The organism is Pigmentiphaga litoralis (genome assembly GCF_013408655.1).
Lineage (GTDB): Bacteria > Pseudomonadota > Gammaproteobacteria > Burkholderiales > Burkholderiaceae_B > Pigmentiphaga > Pigmentiphaga litoralis_A.
In genome coordinates this window covers 2,692,543-2,714,937 of sequence record NZ_JACCBP010000001.1, presented here as the reverse complement: position 1 = coordinate 2,714,937, position 22,395 = coordinate 2,692,543, and the positions used below count along the sequence as shown (strand labels likewise).

Below are 22,395 nucleotides of genomic sequence, written 5' to 3'. Positions count from 1 at the left end.
AAGCGCGTGCACTTTCTGTTTTCGCACTTTTCGCGGCGTGAAACAGGCGGCGCTTGGCAAGGGTGCATTTGGCCGCTCTGCCTTTCACCCTGCGGAAAGCGCCGTCACCGGCGTTGTGCGGTGCCGGGCAGCGGCGCATGCTGGAAAAAACACCTATCAGGAGACTCTTGTGGACCCACATGCCGGCGGTGATCGCCCCGCACGCTTTCTTGAAGATTTCGAGATCGGTGAACGCTGGACAAGCACGCCCACCGTCATCGGCGAAGCCGAAATGATTGCCTACGGGCTGGCCAACGATCCTCAACCGATGCACACCGACCCGATCGCTGCGGCGGAAGGTCCGTTTGGCGGCCTGGTGGCCAGCGGGTGGCAGATCGCTGCCTTGTCGATGCGGGTGTTCGTCCAGTCCGGCGGCTACGGCAAGACGCCGGTGGTTGGCATGGGCATTGACGAATTGCGCTGGCAAAAGCCCGTGCGGCCCGGCGATACACTGACCGTTGAACGGGAAGTGGTCGAGGTCACGCGGTCACGGACCCGCCCGGACCGGGGCATGATCCGGACGCGCGTGCAGGTGCGCAACCAGGACGGCGACGTGGTGATGACGCTCTACACGCTGGGCCGCGTGCCTGCGCGCCATGCCGAACTGGCCGGGAGCGCGCCATGATCGAGGTCGACCGTCCTGCCGACATGGCCGCCTGGGTGGGCAAGGAAATCGGGGTCAGTGACTGGTTCCAGATCACCCAGGATCACATCGACGCCTTTGCCAAACTGACGGGTGACGACCTCTGGATCCATGTCGACCCGGAACGCGCCCGCACCGGCATGCCCGATGGCAAGACGATTGCGCACGGGTTTTTTACCCTGTCGCTGATTCCGTTCCTGGTGCGCAGCGTCTATCGGATCGTCCACCGGGGTCACGGCTTGAACTACGGATCGAACAAGATCCGCTATGTCAGCCCGGTGCAGGTTGATTCCCGCATCCGCTTGCGTCAGACCATCCTGGCGGCGGACCCGGTCGATAACGGCATGAAGATCACGTCCGAATGTGTGATTGAAATCGAAGGCAAGAGCCGGCCCGCGCTGGTGGCCGAATTCCTGATGGTGGTGTATGACAACTAATTCGTTGACATCGGCAACGGGAAGCGCGGCTGATTTCGTGGCGTTCCCGGCCTTGATCAGGCAGCACGCCAAGGCGACGCCGGACCGTTCCGCGTTTGTCTGTGACGGCAGGGAACTCCGCTGGTCCGGCCTGGCCGAAGCCTTGCCGCGCGTCACGGCTGCCTGCCGGTCGATGGGCGTCCAGGCGGGGGACAAGGTCGCCTTCATCACCACGATATCGCTCGAGGCGCTGGCGACATTCTTCGGCGTGATCGCCGCCGGTGCCTGCACCGTGCCGCTCGCCACGTCCGCCACCCCAGCCGCACTGTTGAGCATGCTCCGCAATGCCGATGCCAAGGTGCTGATCGTGAGCGCCGACATGTTTCCGGTGCTGGCCGACATCGTGCCTGATATCGAAACCCTGTTCGCCGGCCGGCTCGTTGCCATCGGCTTTGATCAGGCCGGGTGGCGGACCTGGGATGACTGGATGGCGTCGGGCGATGTCCACGCCGCGCTGGAGCCCGCGGCGCTGACGCCCGACCAGGACTTCAACCTGGTCTACAGCTCGGGCACCACCGGCGAGCCCAAAGGCATCCTGCATCGGCACGGCATGCGGTCACGGCAGGCACGCCGCCCGAGCTTCGGGCTGGGCGCCGGCAGTGTCATGATCCTGGCCACGCCCATCTACTCGAACACGACCCTGCAACCCATGCTGGCCACGCTGGCCGCCGGGGGCACGACCGTGGTCATGCCCAAGTTCAAGGCGGATGCCTACCTGGCGCTGTGCAAGCAACACGGTGCGACACACACCATGCTCGTGCCCGTGCAGTATCAGCGCATCCTGGATTGCCCGGCATTTGCGTCGACCGACCTGTCGTCATTCGTGTTGAAGCAGTGCACCGGTGCACCGCTGGACGCGGGCCTGAAGGCGCGGATCCAGCAGGCCTGGCCCGGCGGGCTGCGCGAAATCTATGGGCTGACCGAAGGCGGATGTTCGTGCGTGCTGGATGCCGACGCCTATCCCGACAAGCTGGGCACGGTCGGCAAGCCTGCGGCGGATCACGACGTTCGCATCATCGACGACGCGGGCAAGGTATTGCCGCAGGGGGAGGCCGGCGAGATCGTCGGCCACTCGCCTTACATGATGGCGGGGTACTACAAACGGCCCGACGCCACCGATGCCTTCTACTGGCGCGACGAGACCGGCAAGGTGTTCCACCGCACCGGTGACATCGGCCGCTTCGACAGCGACGGATTCCTGATCCTGCTGGACCGCAAGAAAGACATGATCATTTCCGGCGGCTTCAATATCTACGCCGCCGATCTGGAGTCCGTGCTGGCGGCGCACCCCGACGTGCAGGAGTCCACCGTGATCGGCATTCCCAGCGCGCAGTGGGGCGAGACGCCGCTGGCGCTGGTGGTCCCCGTTGCAGGCAGCGCCACGCCCGCGAGCCAATTGCTGGCTTGGGTCAACGCGCAGGTCGGCAAGACGCAGCGGCTGTCGGCGGTGGAATACCGCGACGACCTGCCGCGATCCGCGCTGGGAAAGGTGCTGAAACGCGAACTGCGCCAGGCCTATTGGAAATGAAGGAGACACAACACATGCACGCATCGACAACGGAATTGGCAGGCAAGGTGGCGTGGGTCCACGGCGCGTACGGCGCAGTGGGCCTGGCCATTGCGCAGGAACTGGTGCGCGCCGGCGCCTACGTGGTGCTGTCCGGCCGCAACGCCGATGCCTTGGCGCAGGCCGCCGCGCAGGCCGGCACCGCGGACCAGGCCGAAGCGCTGGCCCTGGACATCAGCCAGCCGGACAGCATCTACGCCGCGGCTGACGCGCTGAATGATCGGCTCGGGCACGTCGACATCCTGGTCAATTCCGCCGGGGTCAACCCCACCAAGCGGCACTTCAAGGACCTGTCGCTGGAAGAGTGGAAGAACACGGTGGACGTCAATCTGTCGGGCACCTTCTACACCTGCCAGGCCACGTTGAAGGGCATGCGCGAACGCAAGGAAGGTGTCATCGTCAACATTTCGTCGTGGACGGGCCGCTACGCCGCCTACTTCGCGGGGCCCTCGTATGCGTCGACCAAACGCGCCGTGCTGGCGCTGACCGAGACGATCAACATGGAAGAGTGCGTGCATGGCGTCCGGGCCACGTCGATCTCGCCCGCGGGCATCGACACGCCGCTGCTCAACAAGCGTGTGCCGCCGCCCACGGCCGAGGTGCGGGCCGCCATGCTGAAGCCTCAGGATGTGGCCGACATGACGCGCTATATCTGCGGCTTGCCGCCCCGCGTCTGCATCAACGAAATACTGATGAGCCCGACCCTGAACAGCAACTACCTGGGCGAATTCCAGACCCAGAAACGGCCGACGCCGCGTTTGCCCTAGGTAGTCCCGGGCCGCGCAGGGGGCAATGATTGGGGGTGTACTGACAAAAAAAACGATGTGAGGAGACCCCATGAACGTTCGTCATTCCCTTCGGATCTGGCTGGGCGCCGCGCTCTGCGCAGGCGGCGCCGTTTCCCCTGCGGCATTTGCCCAGACCGAGTACCCGACCCGCCCGATTTCGATCGTGAGCCCCTTTGCTGCGGGCGGCACGTCCGACCTGGTCGCCCGCCTGATCGCGCCCAAGCTGTCGGCCACCCTGGGCAAACCTGTGATCGTGGAAAACCGGGCGGGCGCGGCCGGCAACATTGGCGCGTCATTCGTGGCGCGTGCAAAACCGGACGGCCACACGCTGCTGCTCGGCAACAATGTGCTGGTGACCAATCCGGCCACGCAGCCCGTGCCCTATGACGCCGAGCGCGACTTCGCGCCCATCGCGCTGCTGGGCGCGATTCCGATCGCGCTGGCGGTGCACCCGTCGATCCCGGCCAACACCGTGGCCGACCTGGTCAAGATCGTGAAGGCATCACCGTCCAGGACCTTCGGGTATTCGTCGTGTGGCGCGGGCACCGCGCAGCACCTGGCGGGCGAAATGCTGAAAAACCAGGCCAACATTCCGCTGGTGCACATCGCCTACAAGGGATGCAGCCTGGCGGTTGTCGATGGGATCAGCGGGCAGGTGCCGATCATGTTCAATGCCATCAGCAACCTGATGCCTTATGCGCAGTCCGGGCAGATCAAGATCCTGGCGGTGGCGTCGTCGGCGCGCTTTTCGGGCGATAAACAGGTGCAGACCATGGCCGAGGCCGGCTTCACCAATTTTGATGCCGAGGTCTGGTTCGGCCTGCTGGCGCCCGCCGGTACGCCCCCCGACGTGGTGGCCCGCCTCCAGACCGCAGTCACCGACGCGATGAACGCCCCTGACGTCAAGGCCAAGCTCGACAGCCTGTACTTCGAGACACGCGTGCGTGACGGCGCTTTCTTCAAGACCTATCTGGTTGATGATCTCAACAAGTGGAAGGCGGTCGTCAAGGAAGCGAAAATCGAAGTCGCGCCATAAGGCGTCGCGCCGTCATTCCCGTGGCCGGCAAGCGGGCGGCGTCAGCCAATGCCCGCCGAGCCGGCCCTCAGGCGACCTTGATTTCCTGTCGCCGCTGCTCGCTCTGGCCGTGTTCCTTCAGCAGCTTGCCCAGCATGCGTCGCATCACAATGCCAGGACGATCGGACGGCATATGCATCTCTTCGCCGTCCTGCGTGGACAAGGGCACGTCCGCATCGCAGCTTTCCAGGATGAGCTTGTCTTCCGCCGTCACGGCCCGGTCGAAGGCAATCACGTCCGCTGCGCTGACCTGTTCCTCGGTGTCGTTGCGATAGACCCATTGGCAGATCATGCAGGTGTCGTCGTCCATGGGCGTGGCGCAGGTGATCAGCGTCTGCTCCAGGCCGTGGGGGTAGCGGATCGCCAGGCTGCGCGCAAAGGGCATGAACCAGGTCGCTTCGATGTGACGCACGCTTTCCGTGTCCGTCGTGCCGACCGCTTTCTGCGCCTCTTCGCTCACCACCACGGGAATCGCAGTGGTGGTCACGAAGCCATAGTCGTTCGGCACGACCTCGCGGTTTTCCACCTCGGGCCGCGACTCGCTGCCAAAGGTGCCGCGATGCACGTACGCCACGTGCGCCCAGTCGAACGAATTTTCCATCAGGCGCAGCGCGCCGATTTTCCAGGACTCGTAGAACTCGGGCACCAGGCGGAAGCCGGGGCGTTCATGCGCCGCAATGTGCGGGATGTCGGTCAGCGGATCGTCCAGCGCCACCCACACGTAGCCGTACTTTTCGGCCACGCGGTAGGACGGCACGCAGGTCTTGGGCGAGATCGGTTCGCCCGGCCGTTGCGGAATCCGCACACAGGCGCCGGTGCCATCGAAGGTCCAGCCGTGATAGCCGCACACAATGTTGTCATTCTCAACAAACCCCAGCGACAGCCTGGCGGTGCGATGGCAACACCGGTCCTTCAGACAGGACAGCTCACCGGTGCTCGACTTCCAGATGACGATCTTTTCACCCAGCAAAGTGAACGGCTTGGGCCCGTCGTCCAGCAGGCTGACCGGCATGACGGCGTACCAGAAACGTCGCAGGACGGGTTGTTGGGTGACGAGCATGGCGTTTCCTTGAGAGACCGGCGGGATGCCGCCAGTCTATAAGGGACCGCGCCCCAGGGATGCGGTGTGTGCCGGCATAGAGTCCATAACGGAAATGCCATGACGCTTCCGGTACTCCGCAGGTGTCAGGCCCACGTGCTTTGCAAACGCTCGCCGCAGGGTGTCCGCATTCGCAAATCCCCATTTGGCGGCCACCTGTTCGGGTGCGTCGGCAACTTCTGCAGCGTGATACGCGGATCGCGCTGGGCGAGTTAGGGCGGTTTCCGACTCCCCACGAAAAACGGGGCATTGCGGATCCCCTCCGCAATGCCCCGTCATCATGTCGCGTCCTCTGCGTCGCGCCCAAACGGCGCGCGACGCGTCCTGCGGATTACCAGCTGTAGCGATAGCCTAGCTGCCCGAACACGCCGCGGCGCTCTTCGCCGCCGATATTCTTCTGCACCTTGGCCACGGCGTACAACTGGGCGCCCGTGGTGTTGCTCGAGCTGAAGCCGACACCGAGTTCACCCCAGGTCCGGCCCAGGTCAGGACGGATGCTGGTGGCGCCGACGTTGACGCGGCGGGCCTGCACGAAGTCGTGCAGCACGTCCACGGTCACGTAGGGCGTGGCGGAGCCGGTGCGGCCCACGTCTTCCAGGGTCGGCTTGAACAGACGGACACCCAGGCGGCCGCGGACGGCGTTGTCGGTGGTGCCCGAGACGTTCGAGATGCCGTCGTTGAAATCACCCAGGTTCAGGTGCTGATAGACCAGCTGCGCCTGCGGTTCGATCGAGAACGCACCGTTGGCGATCGGGAAGGGCTTGCCGACTTCTTGCGACAGCGCCAGGCCCCAGCCGTTCTGCGTTGCGCCCGTGCCGTAGATGTCGCCGTACTTGTTCCGGTAGTGCGTGACTTGCGCCACGGTATCCGAATAGCTGCGGTCCTTCAGGTACTTCGTGAAGTAGCCGCCGACGCTTTGCATCTGCGTGCTCACCTTGCCGGTGTCGTTGCCCAGCGTCGAGTTCAGGCTGCGGAACTCGTCGCGGAAGCGTGCATCCGCGGTACCCAGCGTTGCCGTTGCGCCAGCGTGCGTGCTGCCGCCTTCGGGGTCTTGCGACAAGGTGAAGTCCTTGCCGAATTGTGCGAAGTAGGTGTCCTGGTTGGCGCGGAAGCGGCCCGAGTCGGCGCGCAGATTCGAACCGACGATGCGCCCCCAGATGCCATGCTTGTTGGTCTTCTGATTGACTTCGGTGCTTGCGACGTCACCCACCCGTTCGTGCAGGCGGCCCAGCATGGCAAAGCCCTGGTCCAGGTTCAGCGCCGGGGTCAGCGTGTAGCCCGGCACGGCCGGACGGTAGCTGTCCGAGCCATCACCCAGCGTCGAGCGCAGGTAGTAGTTGTCGGCGCTGGCCGCGCCGCCGCGATACAGCTGGTACTCGTACGCGCCGGCCAGCAGCGGGCCGCCGGTCAGGCGGAACGCGTTGGCGGCCGTGGTGCCGCCGCCAGTCACTGCCACCACGTTGATCCCGTCGCCGGCCGTTTTGGCGCCCAGGCCGCCGGTGTTGTTGACGCGCAGGGCGGTGGTGCCGGTGGCGGTGCCGCCTGCGATCACGACCTTGTCGGTGGGCGAGTTGTCGGCGCCCAGGAAGGTGTTGATCGCCAGCGTGGCGTTGTTGCCGACGTAGCTGTTGGTGGTGATGGTCTTGTAGCTGCTGGCCGCTGTGGCCGGGCCGGTCGGCGCTACGAAGGTGATCACATTGCCGTTGCTCAAGGACGTCAGACGCGAATTCGCGGTCACGTTCCAGGCGCTGGTGCCGTCGATCGCCAGACCCATCGTGTCGACATAGCCCGTCAGTGCACTGCCGTTACGCAGCGTGACCGCGCCCGTGCTGGTGGCATCGCCCAGCAGGTTGCCGGTCAGGCGGGTGTTGTCCACGTTCACGGTGGCGCGCGAGGCGTTGCGCAGGTTCAGCAGCGTACCGGTTGACGATGTCAACGAGGCATTGTTGGCGATCGCAATCGCGGCGCGGGCGCCGTTGACGTCGATCGTGCTGCCGGCCGTCGCGGCCAGCGAACCGCCATTGACGTTGACCGTCGACAGGTCGCTGCTCATGGTGGTGTCGGTGATGGCGATGGCGCTGCTGCCGCCGCTGACTGTCGCGCCATTCAGCGTGAAAGTGCCGCCCGCGTTGGACGTGGCGCCTGCGCCCAGGGCGCTGGTCAGGGTCGTGCCGGTCAGCGTGGCCGAGCCGGTCGGGCCCATCACATACAGCGCGGTGGAATTCGCACCGCTGGCGGAAATGGTGCCGCCGTTGAGGATGCCCACCGCGCCGCTGTCGATCACGACGCCGCGCGAACCGGCGCCGGTCGTGGTGATGGCCGTGTTGGTAGTGTTCAGGTTGCCCCGGCCGCCAACATAGATGCCGATGCCGTTGGTGCCGTTGGCCGTGACTGCGCCGCCCCGGACGTCGATGTCGCCGTTGACGCCGAAGGAACCGATGCCCGCCGCGCCCGTGCCGTTGGCGGTTACGGTAGTGTTGGTCAGGTCGATGCTGGCGCCGGCAGCCTGGTTGTTCAGGGCCGCGCCGGAACCGTTGGTGACGATACGGCCGGCGGTGCCGGTCACGGAGCCACCGATGGCGGTGCTGTCGAGCAGGATGCCGTTGGCGGTGCCGCCCGCGGTGATCAGGCCATTGCCAGCGAAGGCCACGGATGCGCCAGTGCCGGTCAGGTGCACGGCGGCCATGCCGTCATTGGCCTGGATGGTGCCGTCGTTGATCAGGCTGGCGCTGGCGCCTTGCACCAGTGCGCCGTTGCCGTTGGCCACCGAGATCGTGCCCGAGTTGCGCACGGTGCCTTGCGCGCCGACGATTACGCCGTTCGAACGCAGGCCGGTCAGGTCCACCGTATTGGTGTTGGTCAGCGTGCCGCCATTGCTGGCCACGAAGCCGGTGGTGTTGGCCGTGGCCGAGCGGATCGCGGCGTTGTTGGTCAACGATGTGGTCAGCAGGTTGCCGACGACCGCGCCGGTCAGGTTGCGCTGCTGGCCGTTCACGACACCGGCGATCGAGCCCGGCGCGTTCAGGTTGATGGTCGTGCCGGCGTCGATCGTGCCGGTCGCGCCGCCTTCCGTCGAGATGGCCACGGCGCCGCCGCCCGTGCCGGCCGAGCCGGTCACGTTATAGGTCGACGCGCCGGTCGACAGGGTGGTGCCCACGCCGGTTGCCACGACACCGCGGGCGTCCTGGCCCGACACCGTCACGTTCAGTGCGCCGCCGGCCGACGAGCCGGTGTAGCTGGCGCCGTCCGCCACGCGGAACAGGGTCGAGCGATCCGTGTTGACGGCCATGGTGGTCGCGGCCACGTTGATCTTCGAATTCGCACCCGATGCGAAGTACCCGATCTGGTCCGAGCCCGCCAGGAACTTGGGATCCGCGCCTGCTGCGATATTGATGGTGCCGCCGTCCTGGGCGAAGGCGCCGATGGCGCCCTTGCCCGACAGGTTGATGGCACCGCTGACATTCGCCACTGCGCCGGGGCCATCGACCCAGACGCCAAAGTTGCGGGTGCCGCTGGCCGGATCGGCATTGCCGTTGACGTTGATGACGCCGGTCGATTCGGCGTTGGCTTGCGAACCGGGATTGGCGTTGACCTTGATACCGACGCCGTTGATGCCGTTGACGTTGATCGTGCCGGCGTTGCGGGCAATGGCGCCCGTGCCCGCGGCGCCGTTGTCGTCGGCAAGGATACCGATGTTGGCCAGGGGCGTGCCGCTGGCCGCGCCGTTGATGTCGATCGTGCCGGTGTTCAGCAGCAGCGAACTTTGCGGCGCGGTCGAGTACATGGCGACGGCGTTCTGCGACTTGGACCCGATGACGATGCGGCCCGCGTTGGTGGCGGAGTCACCGAAGTTGTTGATGCGCACGCCGTACGACGGCGCATTGGTGCTGACGTCCACCGACGGATCGGCCAGCGAATACTGCGCTGCGCGGCCGATGTAGATCGTGCCGTTGGCGGCATTGGTGAAGGTGCTGCCGCCGTAGACATCGACGCCGACCACGGTGGTGACGAAGTCGGGATTCACGCCAACGTTGATGTTGCCGTTGTTGTTGCCGGCTGCGCCGTTGCCCAGCGACATGCCGGTCGACGTGTTGTTCAGGAACGCAAAGCCGGCGGTGTTGATCACGCCGCTGTTCTGCACGGTCGAACCCGCGTCGGTGGCGGTGATGCCCGAGCCCGTGTAATAGAAGGGGGTGGCGGTGGCCGTGTTGAGCTTGTCGCCCGACAGGAAGCCCGACGACACGACGCCGGTGGCGCTGTTGGTGAAGCGCGAGCCGCTTTCGACGCGGACCACTTGCTGCACCACATTGCCCGACAGCGTGCCGTTGTTGGTGACGGTGGCGCCATTGGCGGCCTTGACCGCGCCCGAAGCGCGTTCGATATCGATCTGCGCGCCCGACGCGATGGTCGCGGAACCGCGCGTGCCTTGCGCCAGCACGGCGTAGCGGTCGCCATTCGGAATGCGCGTGAAGTCGCCGTCAGTCGTATTGGTCTTGTAGACGACGGGTTCCAGACGGGTCGAAAACGCCTTGGTGAAGGACTCGTTGTACGCCTGCTGCGAGGTCAGGGTGCCATTGGCGACCGCCGCAACCAGCACGTCGTTGTAGGCTGCCAGCTGCTGGGCGTTGGTGACGTTGTAGTTCACGCCGTTGAAAGACACGGTGCCGGCATAGGTCGTGACGGGGATCTCGACCAGCAGATTGCCATTGGCGAACGGCGTCGGCAGGCCCGGGTCGATGCCCAGGTTGATGGCATTGCGCGAGTTCCAGACCACCGTGCTGTTGGCCGTGCCGGTGCCGATGGCGGACGTCAGGTAGGTCTGCTTCGACGTCATGAAAATCGGGTTGGTTGCCGGCGCTGCCGCTGGCGTTGCGCCCAGGTTCACGTTCAGCGTGCCGCCGGTCGGGTCGACCTTGCCCAGCGACGCGTTGATGTACTGGTCACCCTTCACATCGGTGAACTGGTCGTAGATCTTGTCGCTGCTGTTGCGGTCAAAGAACGACTTGGAATCAAAGGTCTGGAAGACCACGTTGGTGCCGGTGGCCGGGTTGCGCTGTGCGACGGCGTTGGTCTGCGCGCCTGTCACCAGTTCATTGGCCGCAAAGTTGCCAGACACAACATTCAGTGTGCTGGCAGGAACCTGCGAGTGGCCGGTCCAGCCCGATCCGTAGGTGCCCGCGCCTTGCAGGGTGACCGTCTCGCCGTTATTGACCACCGCGCTGCCGACGCCATTGTTGCTGGCGGGCGGGTTGTACGGGGCGACCGCACATGCACCGGCAATGGGTGCGCCTGCCGCGGTAGTGCCCGTGGCGCACGTCGATGCAAGGACTAATCCCGGTGCGCACACGCCGGCTACCACCAGAGTTCGTGTCAATCCGCTCAGGGCTGTCCTCAGCACGCGGTGCGTGGTGCCGACGCTGGCGGCGGCGCTGGCTCGCGACGTGGAAGAAGACTTGCTTTGGCCACGGGTGACTTCCGAAGCGACAACGTATTGCTGTCGAGCGGTATTCCAGAGAACTCTGTGTAGCTGATTCATTTGGGGACCTGATTAGCCTGCGGGATCTGAAGTTCCGCTTGACGTACACCATCGAGACGCAGCGGGGTTGGCTGGCATCATTGGCGTTAACCTCGTTCAGGCCAATTACCGATTCGATCTACATACAAGAGATGACACGACGCCGCTTTGTCATCGGGCGATGCGGGAATCGTATGGTCGCGTGTAAAAAAGCGCGTCTTTTTGCAAAGACGCGCTGGCGTTTGCCACCCTTTTTTCAAAGTGGATTAGTTGGTGGCAGTGGATTCGACCCAAGGACTACAGCTTTGGTGCTACGAGGCTCATCCTCGGCTCAACCGCATGAGGTGCAAGTCGATACTGCGAAACCTGCGGTATTCGCGAATTAGCGACAGCTTTCAGTTGCGGATCCGGCAACATGGCGCCGCCACAGATCGCGAACGTGCTTGTTGGCTTTGGTGTTGTCGGAGGTGAACGCCGCAATCAATTGCCGGCGCGGATTGACCAGCAGCAACTGCTCGCCGAAGCCCGACGCAAAGAAGGTGTCGTCGCCGGGCGCTTCTTCCGTGACCCACCACAGGTACCCGTAGCCCGCATCGCCCACCGGGGGACCGCCCGCGGCGTGGGGGCGGATGCTTGCCTGGACGTAGCTGGCGGGAAGCAGGCGCCGGCCCTCCCATTCGCCTTGCTGCAGCATCAGCTGCCCGATCTTGAGCAGATCGCGCGTGGACAGCATCAGGCCGCGGCCGCCCATGGCGACACCGCTTTCGTCTTTTTCCCAATCGCTGTCGGCAATGCCCAGCGGGGCGAACAGGTGGTCCCGGGCATAGGCATCGGTCGACTGCCCGGTCGCCCGGGTCAGCAGGATCGACACCAGGTGCGCCGCGTGGGAGTCGTACTCGAAACGGGCGCCCGGCGGGTGCGCGCGGGGCCGGCCCACGATGAACCCGAGCCGCCCACCGTCGCCAAAATGGTCGCAGGCATGCAGCAGGCAGGCGTCGACATTGCGCTCATCCCATTCATAACCGGAGGTCATGGTCAGCAGATGCCCCAGCCGGATCGGCGGGAGGGCCCGGCGTTCGCTGGCGCGGGCTTCGGGCAACAGTTCCGTCAGCGTCTGATCAACGTGGTCGATGTCGCCCCGTTGCAGGGCGATGCCGATCAGAACGCCCAGCGCGCTCTTGGTGATCGAGTTGAGCGGCTGGAGCGCGTGCGGTTCAATGTCGTGCCGGTAGTGCTCCAGCACGATGCTGCCCTGGCGCCACACCACGCATCCACGTATGCCCGGGGTGTCTTTCAGTGCGGCCTCCATCCCAGTCAGACACCCATGTCCTTGAACACTTCCTTGGCGGTGCGGAAGCTGTCGACACCGGCCGGCACGCCGCAGTACACCGCCGCCTGCAGGAACACCTCGGTGATCTCTTCCTTGGTCACGCCATTGGTCAGTGCGCCCCGCACATGCACCTTCAGTTCATGCGGGCGATTGAGCGCCGTCAACATGGCCAGGTTCAGCAGGCTGCGCGTGCGGCGATCGAGCCCCGGACGGTTCCAGATGTCGCCCCAGCAGTACTGGGTGACAAGCTCCTGCATCGGCATGTCGAACTCGCCGGCATTCTTGAGCGAGTTGTCGACGTATTCCGAGCCCAGCACTTCGCGGCGGGTCTTCAGGCCATCTTCGAAAAGGGGTTCGTTCATGGGGATCTCCTTGATGTCGGTGTAGGCGGAATGGCGCGCCGCCCGCTCGGGCGGGCGCGCACGCCATAACTTACACGGACTCGGGATCCGGAGCGAGTTGCGTGCCCGGGAGCCTTCAGCGGGCCAGCTCGCTCAATACGTCGTCGGCACGGGTGGGCGACATCCCCAGGATGCCCGTCAGGATGTCGCGTGCATCGTGGTCCAGCGGGACGCTGGGCACATAGGGCGCCGCCGGCAGATCCGCGAAACGCAGCGGGGATTCCGGCACGACGATGGACCCGAAGGACGGATGGTCGATGTGGCGCAGCGCGCCGCGCGCGTGCAAGTGCGGATCGTTGACGACGTCATCGAGTTCCTGGACCGGCGCGCAGGGTGCCCGATGCGACCGCAGGTGTGCGACCAGGGCGTCGCGGGTGTAGCCGCGCGTGATGTCGCCGATGGCGTCATCCAGGGCCGTCATGTTCGCGGCGCGTTGCTCGCGGGTCGCAAACTCGGGGCGTGCCGCCAACGCTTCAATGCCCAGCGCCCGGACCAGCGCATCCCAATGCTTGTCGTTGCTCGTGATGATGGCCACGTACCCGTCGGCGACCGGATAGACGTTATAGGGCGCCAGGGCCATGCCGCCGTGGTGATTGCCGGTGCGCTGGACGCTGCGGTCTTGCGCCGCGTGTCCGCCCAGGTTGGACGCCAGGGACGCGTAGATGGCTTCCATCATCGAGACTTCCACGCAGCCCCCTTGACCCGTCCGTTCGCGATGCAGCAGGGCCGTCGCCACCGCGCCGTATAGATGCACGCCCGCCATGAAGTCACACACGGCCGGGCCGGCCTTGACCGGCGGGCCGTCGGCAAAGCCCGTGATGCCGATGACCCCCGCCATGGCCTGCACCGCCAGGTCCATGGCCGGGTAGTCGCTATACGGGCCGGTCGATCCGTACCCCGAACTGGCGGCATAGATCAGCCGGGGATTGCGTTCCCGCAAGACCTTGGCGCCCAGGCCGAGGCTATCCATGACCGCGGGCGTGTAGTTTTCGATCACGACGTCGGCCTTGTCCACCAGAGACAGGAAGACGTCTCGTGCAGCCGGGTTCTTGAGGTCCAGGCACATCGACTGCTTGTTGGCGTTGAGCATGGCGAACGGCACGGTGACGGCATCGCGCAATCCATCGCCGCGCTTGCGCAGGTGTTCGCCGCCGGGCGGCTCGATCTTGATCACGGTGGCGCCGGCGCGCGCCATCAGGAAGGTCGCATAGGGTCCGTTATAGATCTGCGTCAGGTCCAGCACGAGCATGCCCGTGAACGGAAGCGCCGGCGTGGCAAGGGTCCCGGTCATCATGCCTCCGCCTTGCGGCCGGCCGGCTGGAACCGGGCAACGCTGCACGTGTCTTCCTTCTGGATCACCAGCTCGACCGGAAGGTCTGCCGCAAGCGCGTCCGGGGCGCACAGCACATTGGTCATCATGCGTGGGCCTTCTTCCAGTTCCACCAACGCGACGTTGTAGGGCAGGCGGTCCTTGAAGGCATCATTGAACGCGGTGCGGTACACCACCCAGCTCAGGACACGGGCGAGGCCGCTGGCCGGAACGAATTCGAAGGTCGAGGACAGGCAGTCGGGGCAGAAGTCGCGGGCAGGCAGCCAGCGGTGGCCCTGGTCGCATTGCTGGAAGAGCAGGCGGCCGGCGTCCAGCCCTTCCCAGAACGGGCGATTGGTGTCGGTGATGTCGGGTTGGGGAAAGTCAGCCATGCATGTTCCCGAGGATAAGCGTGCCGTGCGTGTGCATCGTGCCGCCCTGGTTGCTGATCAGGCAGTTGCGCGCATCTGCCACTTGCAGGTTGGCGCTGCCCCGCATCTGGCGCACGCCTTCAATGATGAGTTGCAGGCCGGGCATGCCGGTTTCGGAGAGCAGGCCGCCGCTGGTATTCATGGGCAGGTCGCCATCGATCTCCAGCCGGCCGCCCGCCGCCCATGCCCCGAACTGGCCCTTGGGACAGAAGCCATAGTCTTCCAGGGTCATGAGCGCCGCGATGGTGAAGCAGTCATAGATCTGCACCACGTCGATGTCCTTGGGCGCCAGCCCCGCCATCGCAAAGGCGCGTGACGATGCCGCGACGGCTTCGGTCGTCGTCAGTGTGCTGCGGGTTGCCAGTTCGCCCGAGGTCTGTCCCTGGCCGATGCCCAGAATGGGCACGGGGTGGGGCACCCCCAGCGAACGGGCTTGGTCGGCGCGCATCACGACGATCGCGGCGCCGCCGTCGGATACCAGGCAGCAATCATCGCGGCGCAGCGGCTCGAGCTGCTGCGGTGACGCCAGGTACTGATCCAGCGACAAGGGGATGCGCAACTGCGCATTCGGATTGGCCGCGCCATGCCGGCGGCTTGCCATCGCAATGGCAGCCAGGTCTTCAGGGCGCGTGCCGTACTCGATCATGTGACGTCTCAGGATCATGGCGTACCCGGCGGCCGTCGAAAACCATCCGTACACGGCGTCATCGCCGCGTGGCCGCGCATAGACCTGGCGATTGCCGGACCGCGGCGTATCGGCATAGCAGATCAGCGCGGCGTCGCACTGGCCGGTTTCGATGGCGCCGATGGCGTGGGCAATCAGCGCCACGTTGGCCGCGCCGCCCTGGTCCCACGCGCCGCCCAGCCGGGGCCGCAAACCTAGCGCTTCCGCCAGCTTCTGGCCGTACATGAACTCACGTGCCGAGGTCGGCACCTTGACGAAGACCGCATCGATCGCGTCCTTGCCTATCCCGGCATCGGCCAGGGCGCCGCGGCATGCCTCGGTGTTCAGGCTCAGGGTGCTGCGGCCCGGCAGCTTGCCGAACGCCGTGTGGCCGATGCCGGCAATCACATATTTTTCGCGCATTGCGGAGGATGCATGCATGACGTGGCGTCCTCAGCTGGCAGTGAATACGGGATCACGCTTTTCCTTGAACGCGGCGCGGCCTTCCTTGGCGTCGCCGGTCGCCGCCAGCATGCGGTTGACCAGTTGTTCCATGCGCAGCCCTTCGGCCAGCGACATGTCGCGCGACCGCAGCGCCAGTTCCTTGGCCGCCTGGACTGCCAGCGGCGCATTGCGGGCGATCCGCTCGGCGTACTCGCAGGCGGTCGCCACCAGGTCGTCGGCCGGCACCACGCGGTTGACCAGTCCCCAGCGGGCCGCCGTCTCGGCATCGAAGCGGTCGCCGGTCAGCAGCACTTCCATGGCGATCGCACGGGGCAGCTGTTCCATGATGCGCTGCGTGCCGCCGTTGGCCGCGATCACGCCGCGCTTGACCTCCGACAGCCCGAAGGTGGCATGGGGCGCCGCGATGCGGATGTCGGTGGCCAGCAGCAGGGTCATGCCGCCGCCCAGGCAATAGCCGTTGACAGCCGCAACGACCGGCTTCCACATCTCCAGTCCGCGATTGAGCAGCATCCCTTTTTGCGTCTGCCAGAACTCCGAGAGCGCAGGCGGATTGCCGATGAAGGTCTTCAGGTCGGCGCCGGTGCTGAAGGACTTGTTGCCGGCGCCCGTGATGACGATGGCGCGGACCGACGCATCATCCCGGGTCTCGGCCCACGCGGCGGCCAGATGCGCGTAATGCTCGGCATCGAAGGCATTGAGCGTTTCGGGTCGATTGATGGTGATGAGGGCGACGCCGTCGTCGCGTTTGTGCAGGTCGATGGACATGGAAGCTCGCGTAGGGAAGGGGCGGCCACCGGTCCTGGCGGACCGGATCCGGCCAGAGGTTCATTCGGGCTGGATGCCCGCCTTGGTGATGATGTCGCTCCACTTGGTCGCCTCAGCGTTCATGAAACGATCCAGCTCCGCCGGCGTGCTGCCCTTAGGTTCCGAGTCATTGGCCACGAAGTTCTTCAGCACACTGTCGGTATGGAGCGCGGCAAGGAAGATGGCATTGAGTTTCGCGACCAGGGCGTCGGGCGTGCGCGCGGGGGCCAGCACGGCCAGCCACGATCCCAGGATCACCTGCGGCAGCCCCAGTTCCACGGTCGTCGGCACCTCCTTCAGGCCATTGAGGCGCGTCTGGCTGGTCACTGCCAACGCGCGCAGCCGTCCCGACTTGATCGACGACATGACCGATGTCGTGTCCGAGAACATGACATCGACCCGTCCCCCCAGCAGGTCCGTAATGGCCGCCGGGTTGCCCTTGTACGGCACATACAGCATCGGGCTGCCGATCGACTGGCTATACAGTTCGGCCGCCACGCGCGATGACGAATTGCCGCTGGCAAAGGACACGCGGCCGGGCTCGGCCTTGACCTTCTGCGTCAGGTCCGCCAGGGTCTTGAACGACGAGTTGGCGCCAACGACCACCACCAGCGGCGCTTCCTTGAGCAGCGACACGCTCTTGAAATCCTGGATCGGGTCGTAGGGCAGCTTTTTGAACAGATACTTGTTGGCGATGTGCGTGTTGCTGGTGAACAGCAGCGTGTAGCCGTCCGGGTCGGCCTTGGCCACGGCCTCCGCGGCCAGGAAGCCATTTGCGCCCGCCTTGTTCTCGATCACCACCGGCTGGCCGATTGCCGCGGCAATCTCGTTGCCCATGACCCGCGCGGTGCCGTCCGTGCCGCTGCCTGGCGGGAAGGGCAGGACCAGCTTGATCGACTGACGCGGAAACGCGTCGTCGGCAGCGGCAGCGAAGGCCGTGGCGGGCAGCAGGGCGCTGGCCAGCACGCCGGCTGCCATGCCCGCGGTCAGGGTACGTTTCATCAAGGACAGGAACAGCGGCACCCGCCATCCGGGGGCAAGCGCCTTGCGGACCAGCAACGTCATCGTCGTCTCCAATATTCTGTGTGGCCTGGGGCCCGTGCCTGTCGTCTCGCAGGCGTGGAGCGAGTATGCGAGCCGCCGAATGATTAGAGAAATACAATTGTCTGATTGCTTTGATCAGGTTTCGTTATTGCCGGGAACGGCAACCGGAGGCAGGCATGCGTGCCAGATTGACGGTCCATGAACTCGAGGCGTTTCTTCACATCGCCGACGTGAAGAACTTTCGTATTGCGTCAGAACAGCTGCACGTGTCGCAGCCCGCGCTCACGCGCACGATCAAGACCCTGGAAGGCAAGCTTGGGGTGCGGCTCTTTGACCGGAACACGCGGCGGGTGGACCTGACCAGCGCCGGGCAGGAACTGTTGCCCATTGCCCGCCGCATCGTGTCCGAATTCGACAGTTCACTGAGCGATCTGTCGGAGTTCGTTGCCGGCCAGCGCGGCAGCGTCACGATCGCGTCGCTGCCGTCGGTCGCAGCGGCGCTGCTGCCGCACGCGATCGCGGAATACGAACAGTCGCACCCGCATGTGGTGATCGGATTGCATTCGCTGCCGGCCGAACGATCGCTTGCACTGCTGATCGACGGCACCGCCGACTTCGCCTTGTCGTCGCCGCCCTCGCACGATGCGGCCGGCATCGACTATGCCCCTTTGCTGCGCGACGAGTTCGTGTTGATCTGCGGCAAGCGCGATCCCTTCGCCCGCCTGAAGAAAGCCAGCTGGTCGCGGCTGACCGAAAGGCCCTTCCTGGCCAGCGGCGAAGGCACCAGCGTGCGGCGCATTACCGACCGCGTGCTGGCCGAGACCGGCCAGACCATCGTGCCGAAATACGAGTCGTCGTCGCTGGCGCTGATCGGCGCGATGGTCGCGGCAGGTCTTGGCATCACCGCCATTCCGCGGATGACCTTGCGCCTGCTGGATGCGTCCGAGCTCGCCGTCGTGCCGATGGAAGCGCCGCCGGTCTATCGCGAGTTGGGCGTGCTGACACGCAAGGACAGGTTTCTATCGGCGGCGGTGACGCGGTTCATCGATGTGTTGCGGCGGCAGCAGGGCGGGGGCTGATCAAGGTGGCGGGATTCACCCCGCCACTACCACTGCCCGTAGAACACCCCTGCCTTCTTGTGCGTGTTGGTCCGGCTTTCCACGAACGCATCGCTGACGGTATCCCGGTGCCGGCGATGCACCAGCCAGTCCATCAGTTGCGCGCGCAGCGTGTCGCGCTCGGATGCGAAGGCTGGGTCGCGGCCCAGGTCCGTGAATTCATCGGGGTCCGCCTGCAGGTCATACAACTGCTCGGGCTCGCCGATCCAATACACGTAGCGCCACCTTGCCGTCCGCACCGAAAACGCACGGCAGTCGGTCACGGACTTGCCCAGGCTCAGGCGCGCGCCGCGGAAGCTGTAGTCCAGCTCCGAGAACGCCGCATCTCGCCAATTGTCGGCGCTGCCACGGGTTAGCCCCAGCAAGCTGCGGCCTTCGATGCGCTGCGCGGGCGGCAGCATGCCCAGCGCATCCAGCATCGTCGGCAGGATGTCGACGGCTTCGGCAAAGCGGGCGTCCGCCGTGCCACGCGTCGCGTCCGCGGCGGCGGACGGATCGACCACGATCAGCGGCACGCGCTGCACGCAGTCATAGAACAGTTCCTTTTCGCCCAGCCAGTGATCGCCCAGCAGGTCGCCGTGGTCGGCGGTAAAGATGACCAGGGTCTTGTCGAGGACGCCCTGGCGTTCCATGGCGTCGAACAGGCGGCCCAGGTGCGTGTCGACCTGCGAGATCAATCCCTGGTAGGCGGGCCGGACGATGCGCTGGCAGTCGTCCCGGGAAAAGCTCTGGCTTTCTTCGTGCTCGCGGTAGGCGGCGACGACGGGATGGGCATCCACGCGTTCCGCGGCATTGCGCACGACCGGCAGGCATTGGTCAGGCGTATACATCGCGTGATAGGGCGCGGGCGCCATATAGGGCCAGTGCGGCTTGACGTAGCTCAGGTGAAGCACCCAGGGCTGGTCGCCCTGGCCGGCAATGTAGTCCATGGCCTGGTCGGTCATGAAGGCGGTTTCGGAATGTTCTTCGCGAACCCGCGCGGGCAGGTGCACGTTGCGCATGTGCCAGCCGCTGGCGACCGTGCCATCCGGTCCAATTCCTGAAATCACGAAGTCGGTCCACGGGTCATCCGACACATAGCCCTGCGCGCGCAGGAAGGCGGGATAGCCGCTTTCGTCGCCGGGCGAGTGGTGGCCGTCGTAGCGATCGACTTCATGAAAGCCGCCGCGGGTCAGCAAGTGCGCCAGTTCGTGGCCGCCATCGAGTTGCAGGCGGCGCATGCCTTCGTCGTCGGGCATGACGTGGGTCTTGCCGGCCAGCGCCAGGTCGATGCCGCGGCCGCGCAGGTAGTCGCCCATGGTCAGTTCGCCAACCGACAGGGGCACGCGGTTCCAGGTCGCCCCGTGCGTGATGGGATAGCGGCCGGTGTAGTAGCTCATCCGCGACGGTCCGCACACCCCCGAGTTCACGAAAGCGTTGTCGAAGCGGACGCCGCGCCGCGCCAGCGCGTCGATGTTGGGCGTGCGCAGATACGGATGCCCGTAGCAGCCCAGGTGATCACGCCTGAGCTGGTCGCACATGATGAAGAGGACGTTCTGGACGGTCATGTCATTCCGGTTGGATGTTCAGGCGCTTGACGACCGCCGACCATTTGGTGGTGTCTTGCGTCAGGCGGGTGCGCGAGGCGGCGGCGTTTTCTTCGACCGGGGTCAGGTCGAGCGCCTGCAGCCGTTCGCGCACGGCGGGGTCGGCCAGGGCTTCGCGCACGCTGTTCTGCAGCATACTGACGATCGCGTCGGGCGTGCCCTTGGGCGTCATCAGATACTGGCTGAACGAAGCGTCGATATCGGGCAGGCCGACCTGGGTCAGGGTGGGCACGTTGGGCGCCATCGGCGAGGGCTTGGACGAGGACACGGCCAGCGCGGTCAGGCGTCCGGCCTGGATGTTCGGCAACACGGTGGGCGTGGTCAGGAATCCGCAATCGACCTGGCCACCCATCACGTCGCTCAGCGCCGGGCTGGGGCCCTTGTAAGGGATGTGGTCCATGGTGATGCCCGCGCCCGACAGGAACATGGCCGCGGCCAGGTGGCCCGGCGAGCCCAGGCCGCCCGACGCGTAGGTCAGTGTCTTTTCACGCGACCGCGTCACCAGCTGCGCGACGTTGGCGATCTTCAAGGCCGAATTGCAGACCAGCATCTGGTTGAAGCTGGCCACCCGGGCGACCGGAACCAGGTCCGCACGCGGATCGAATTCCATTTTCTTGTAGAGCAGCGGGTTGACCGTCACGACAGTGTCAGGCGTGACCAGCAAGGTGTAGCCGTCGGCGTCGGCACGCGCTGCTTGCGACGCGGCCAGGCCATTGTTGGCGCCAGGGCGGTTTTCGACCACGAAGGATTGCTTGAGCTTGTCACCCAATTGCTGAGCCAGGATGCGGGCCACCATGTCGGACGGCGCGCCCGGCGGGGACCCGGTCAGGATGCGGACAGGCTTGGTCGGATAGGGGGTCTGGGCCAGCACCGGCGCGGCCGCCAGCGTGGCGATGAGTGCGGCGCAGCCTGCCTGTAGAGCTCGGTTCATTGTCTTCCTCCGTGGTTTTTTATAGGTGGGTTGCTTCGCACTGTAGGTAGTCGCTCAGGTTATGGCAAATGAATATTGTGGATGCTTGTTTTCCTTCTGGTTATGATTCGTGCACGCGGGAGGAGCGTTCATGGACCATGACCTGACCGGCTGGAATCGCACCAAACTTCGGCATCTGCATTGCGTGCTGGCGATTGCCTCGCATGGTCACATGGGGCGCGCGGCCCATGCCCTGGGCATCTCGCAACCCGCCTTGTCCAAGACGCTGTCCGAATTCGAAGACATGCTGGGGGTCCGGCTCTTCACCCGATCGCGCAGCGGGGTGGTCGCCACCGAGGCGGGCCAGGTGCTGCTGGGCTATGCGGGCAGCAGCCTGCGCACGCTGCGCGAGGGGTTGGACCATGTGTCGTCGGCGGTGCGGCCCGAAGCGCCCACCATCGCCTTTGGTGCGTTGCCGACCGTCGCGCAAACCGTGGCCCCGGAAGCGGTGCGCATGTTCCGGCAGAAGTGGCCCGCCACGCGCTTCAAGGTCCACATCGGCGTCAATGCCGAGCTGCTGGCGCTGCTCAAGCGGGGCGAGATCGATCTGCTGCTCGGGCGCCTGGCCGACCCATCCGAAATGCTTGGCGTGTCCTATGAACATCTCTATGCCGAAGACGTGGTGATCGTCGTGCGGCCCGGCCACCCGCTCGCGCGCATGCCCATTGTCGAGCCGCATGCGCTCAGTCCCTACTGCATGATGCTGCCGCTGCCGTCCACCGCGATCCGGCACAGCATCGATTCCTTCCTGATCCGGTCCAGCACGTCGATCGAAGGCGGCAGCATCGAGACCATGTCCGACTCGTTCGCGCGCACCTACGTGCAGTCCAGCGATGCGATCTGGTTCATCGCAGTCGGTACGGTCGAGCAGGACATCGCGCGTGGCACGCTGGTGCGGCTGGCCTGCGATACGCGGCACACCACGGGGTCGGTGGGACTGACCTTGCGCAGCGATGGCGTGCGGCCCCAGGTGGTCACCGAATTGATCGATTGCATACGCATCGCGGCCGCGGCACGGCGGCACGCGCGCGAAGCGTAGCCAGGCGCCGTCACAGCCACATCACCAAAACT

18 protein-coding genes and 2 pseudogenes are annotated in these 22,395 nt (G+C 65.5%); 7 read left to right on the top strand and 13 right to left on the bottom strand.

Annotated elements, in window-relative coordinates:
- The first annotated feature begins 169 nt into the window (after positions 1-169).
- The 5 genes from HD883_RS12190 to HD883_RS12170 all read left to right on the top strand — a co-directional run bounded on the left by HD883_RS12190 (position 170) and on the right by HD883_RS12170 (position 4,549).
- Positions 170-664, top strand: a complete 495-nt coding sequence (locus HD883_RS12190) for a MaoC family dehydratase (RefSeq protein ID WP_218863160.1) — start codon at positions 170-172, stop codon at positions 662-664.
- Positions 661-1,119 (top strand): MaoC family dehydratase, encoded by a 459-nt coding sequence (locus HD883_RS12185; RefSeq protein WP_179585166.1) that lies wholly within the window; start codon positions 661-663, stop codon positions 1,117-1,119. The genes HD883_RS12190 and HD883_RS12185 overlap by 4 nt, the downstream gene beginning before the upstream one ends.
- Positions 1,109-2,686, top strand: coding sequence for a class I adenylate-forming enzyme family protein (locus tag HD883_RS12180; RefSeq protein WP_179585168.1), 1,578 nt, complete (start codon positions 1,109-1,111; stop codon positions 2,684-2,686). Before HD883_RS12185 ends, HD883_RS12180 begins: the two co-directional genes overlap by 11 nt.
- 14 nt (positions 2,687-2,700) lie before the next feature.
- On the top strand, positions 2,701-3,492 hold the full coding sequence (locus HD883_RS12175; RefSeq protein WP_179585170.1) for an SDR family oxidoreductase: 792 nt from the start codon (positions 2,701-2,703) through the stop codon (positions 3,490-3,492).
- 70 nt (positions 3,493-3,562) lie between these two features.
- Positions 3,563-4,549, top strand: a complete 987-nt coding sequence (locus HD883_RS12170) for a Bug family tripartite tricarboxylate transporter substrate binding protein (RefSeq protein WP_179585172.1) — start codon at positions 3,563-3,565, stop codon at positions 4,547-4,549.
- A 67-nt stretch (positions 4,550-4,616) separates the two neighbouring features.
- Here the strand turns inward: HD883_RS12170 and HD883_RS12165 are convergent, their stop codons facing one another.
- From HD883_RS12165 to HD883_RS12120, 11 genes and pseudogenes are all read right to left on the bottom strand, one after another.
- Positions 4,617-5,648, bottom strand: coding sequence for an aromatic ring-hydroxylating dioxygenase subunit alpha (locus HD883_RS12165; protein ID WP_179585174.1), 1,032 nt, complete (start codon positions 5,646-5,648; stop codon positions 4,617-4,619).
- 36 nt (positions 5,649-5,684) lie between these two features.
- Positions 5,685-5,858, bottom strand: a pseudogene (locus HD883_RS12160) (helix-turn-helix domain-containing protein); the annotation flags it as partial.
- A gap of 160 nt (positions 5,859-6,018) precedes the next feature.
- Positions 6,019-11,061: an autotransporter outer membrane beta-barrel domain-containing protein gene (locus HD883_RS12155; RefSeq protein WP_179582098.1), complete on the bottom strand. Its 5,043-nt coding sequence runs from the start codon at positions 11,059-11,061 to the stop codon at positions 6,019-6,021.
- A gap of 48 nt (positions 11,062-11,109) precedes the next feature.
- Positions 11,110-11,223 (bottom strand): annotated as a pseudogene (locus HD883_RS28010) (ESPR-type extended signal peptide-containing protein); the annotation flags it as partial.
- Positions 11,224-11,584: 361 nt separating this feature from the next.
- On the bottom strand, positions 11,585-12,511 hold the full coding sequence (locus HD883_RS12150; protein WP_179585176.1) for a serine hydrolase domain-containing protein: 927 nt from the start codon (positions 12,509-12,511) through the stop codon (positions 11,585-11,587).
- A gap of 5 nt (positions 12,512-12,516) precedes the next feature.
- The gene (locus tag HD883_RS12145) at positions 12,517-12,894 is read right to left on the bottom strand and encodes a carboxymuconolactone decarboxylase family protein (RefSeq protein ID WP_179585178.1); all 378 of its coding nucleotides are present in this window, start codon (positions 12,892-12,894) and stop codon (positions 12,517-12,519) included.
- A gap of 115 nt (positions 12,895-13,009) precedes the next feature.
- The gene (locus HD883_RS12140; RefSeq protein WP_179585180.1) at positions 13,010-14,224 is read right to left on the bottom strand and encodes a CaiB/BaiF CoA transferase family protein; all 1,215 of its coding nucleotides are present in this window, start codon (positions 14,222-14,224) and stop codon (positions 13,010-13,012) included.
- Complete coding sequence (locus HD883_RS12135) at positions 14,224-14,634, bottom strand: Zn-ribbon domain-containing OB-fold protein (protein ID WP_179585182.1); 411 nt, start codon at positions 14,632-14,634, stop codon at positions 14,224-14,226. The genes HD883_RS12140 and HD883_RS12135 overlap by 1 nt, the downstream gene beginning before the upstream one ends.
- Complete coding sequence (locus HD883_RS12130) at positions 14,627-15,778, bottom strand: thiolase C-terminal domain-containing protein (RefSeq protein ID WP_257022154.1); 1,152 nt, start codon at positions 15,776-15,778, stop codon at positions 14,627-14,629. Before HD883_RS12130 ends, HD883_RS12135 begins: the two co-directional genes overlap by 8 nt.
- 12 nt (positions 15,779-15,790) lie before the next feature.
- Positions 15,791-16,567, bottom strand: a complete 777-nt coding sequence (locus tag HD883_RS12125; RefSeq protein WP_179585184.1) for an enoyl-CoA hydratase/isomerase family protein — start codon at positions 16,565-16,567, stop codon at positions 15,791-15,793.
- Between the two features lie 60 nt (positions 16,568-16,627).
- Positions 16,628-17,671 carry a Bug family tripartite tricarboxylate transporter substrate binding protein gene (locus tag HD883_RS12120; RefSeq protein ID WP_179585186.1) on the bottom strand — a complete coding sequence of 348 codons (1,044 nt, stop codon included), beginning with the start codon at positions 17,669-17,671 and terminating at the stop codon, positions 16,628-16,630.
- A 155-nt stretch (positions 17,672-17,826) separates the two neighbouring features.
- Between HD883_RS12120 and HD883_RS12115 the strand changes: the two genes are divergently transcribed.
- The gene (locus HD883_RS12115; protein ID WP_179585188.1) at positions 17,827-18,729 is read left to right on the top strand and encodes a LysR family transcriptional regulator; all 903 of its coding nucleotides are present in this window, start codon (positions 17,827-17,829) and stop codon (positions 18,727-18,729) included.
- Between the two features lie 26 nt (positions 18,730-18,755).
- Here the strand turns inward: HD883_RS12115 and HD883_RS12110 are convergent, their stop codons facing one another.
- A complete protein-coding gene (locus tag HD883_RS12110) occupies positions 18,756-20,315 on the bottom strand; it encodes a sulfatase-like hydrolase/transferase (protein WP_179585190.1) in 1,560 nt (519 codons plus the stop codon).
- Position 20,316: 1 nt separating this feature from the next.
- Positions 20,317-21,285 (bottom strand): Bug family tripartite tricarboxylate transporter substrate binding protein, encoded by a 969-nt coding sequence (locus tag HD883_RS12105; RefSeq protein ID WP_179585192.1) that lies wholly within the window; start codon positions 21,283-21,285, stop codon positions 20,317-20,319.
- 130 nt (positions 21,286-21,415) lie between these two features.
- On the opposite strand from HD883_RS12105, the gene pcaQ reads away from it, so the two are divergent.
- Positions 21,416-22,363, top strand: a complete 948-nt coding sequence (gene pcaQ / locus HD883_RS12100; RefSeq protein ID WP_179585194.1) for a pca operon transcription factor PcaQ — start codon at positions 21,416-21,418, stop codon at positions 22,361-22,363.
- The last annotated feature ends 32 nt before the right edge of the window (positions 22,364-22,395 follow it).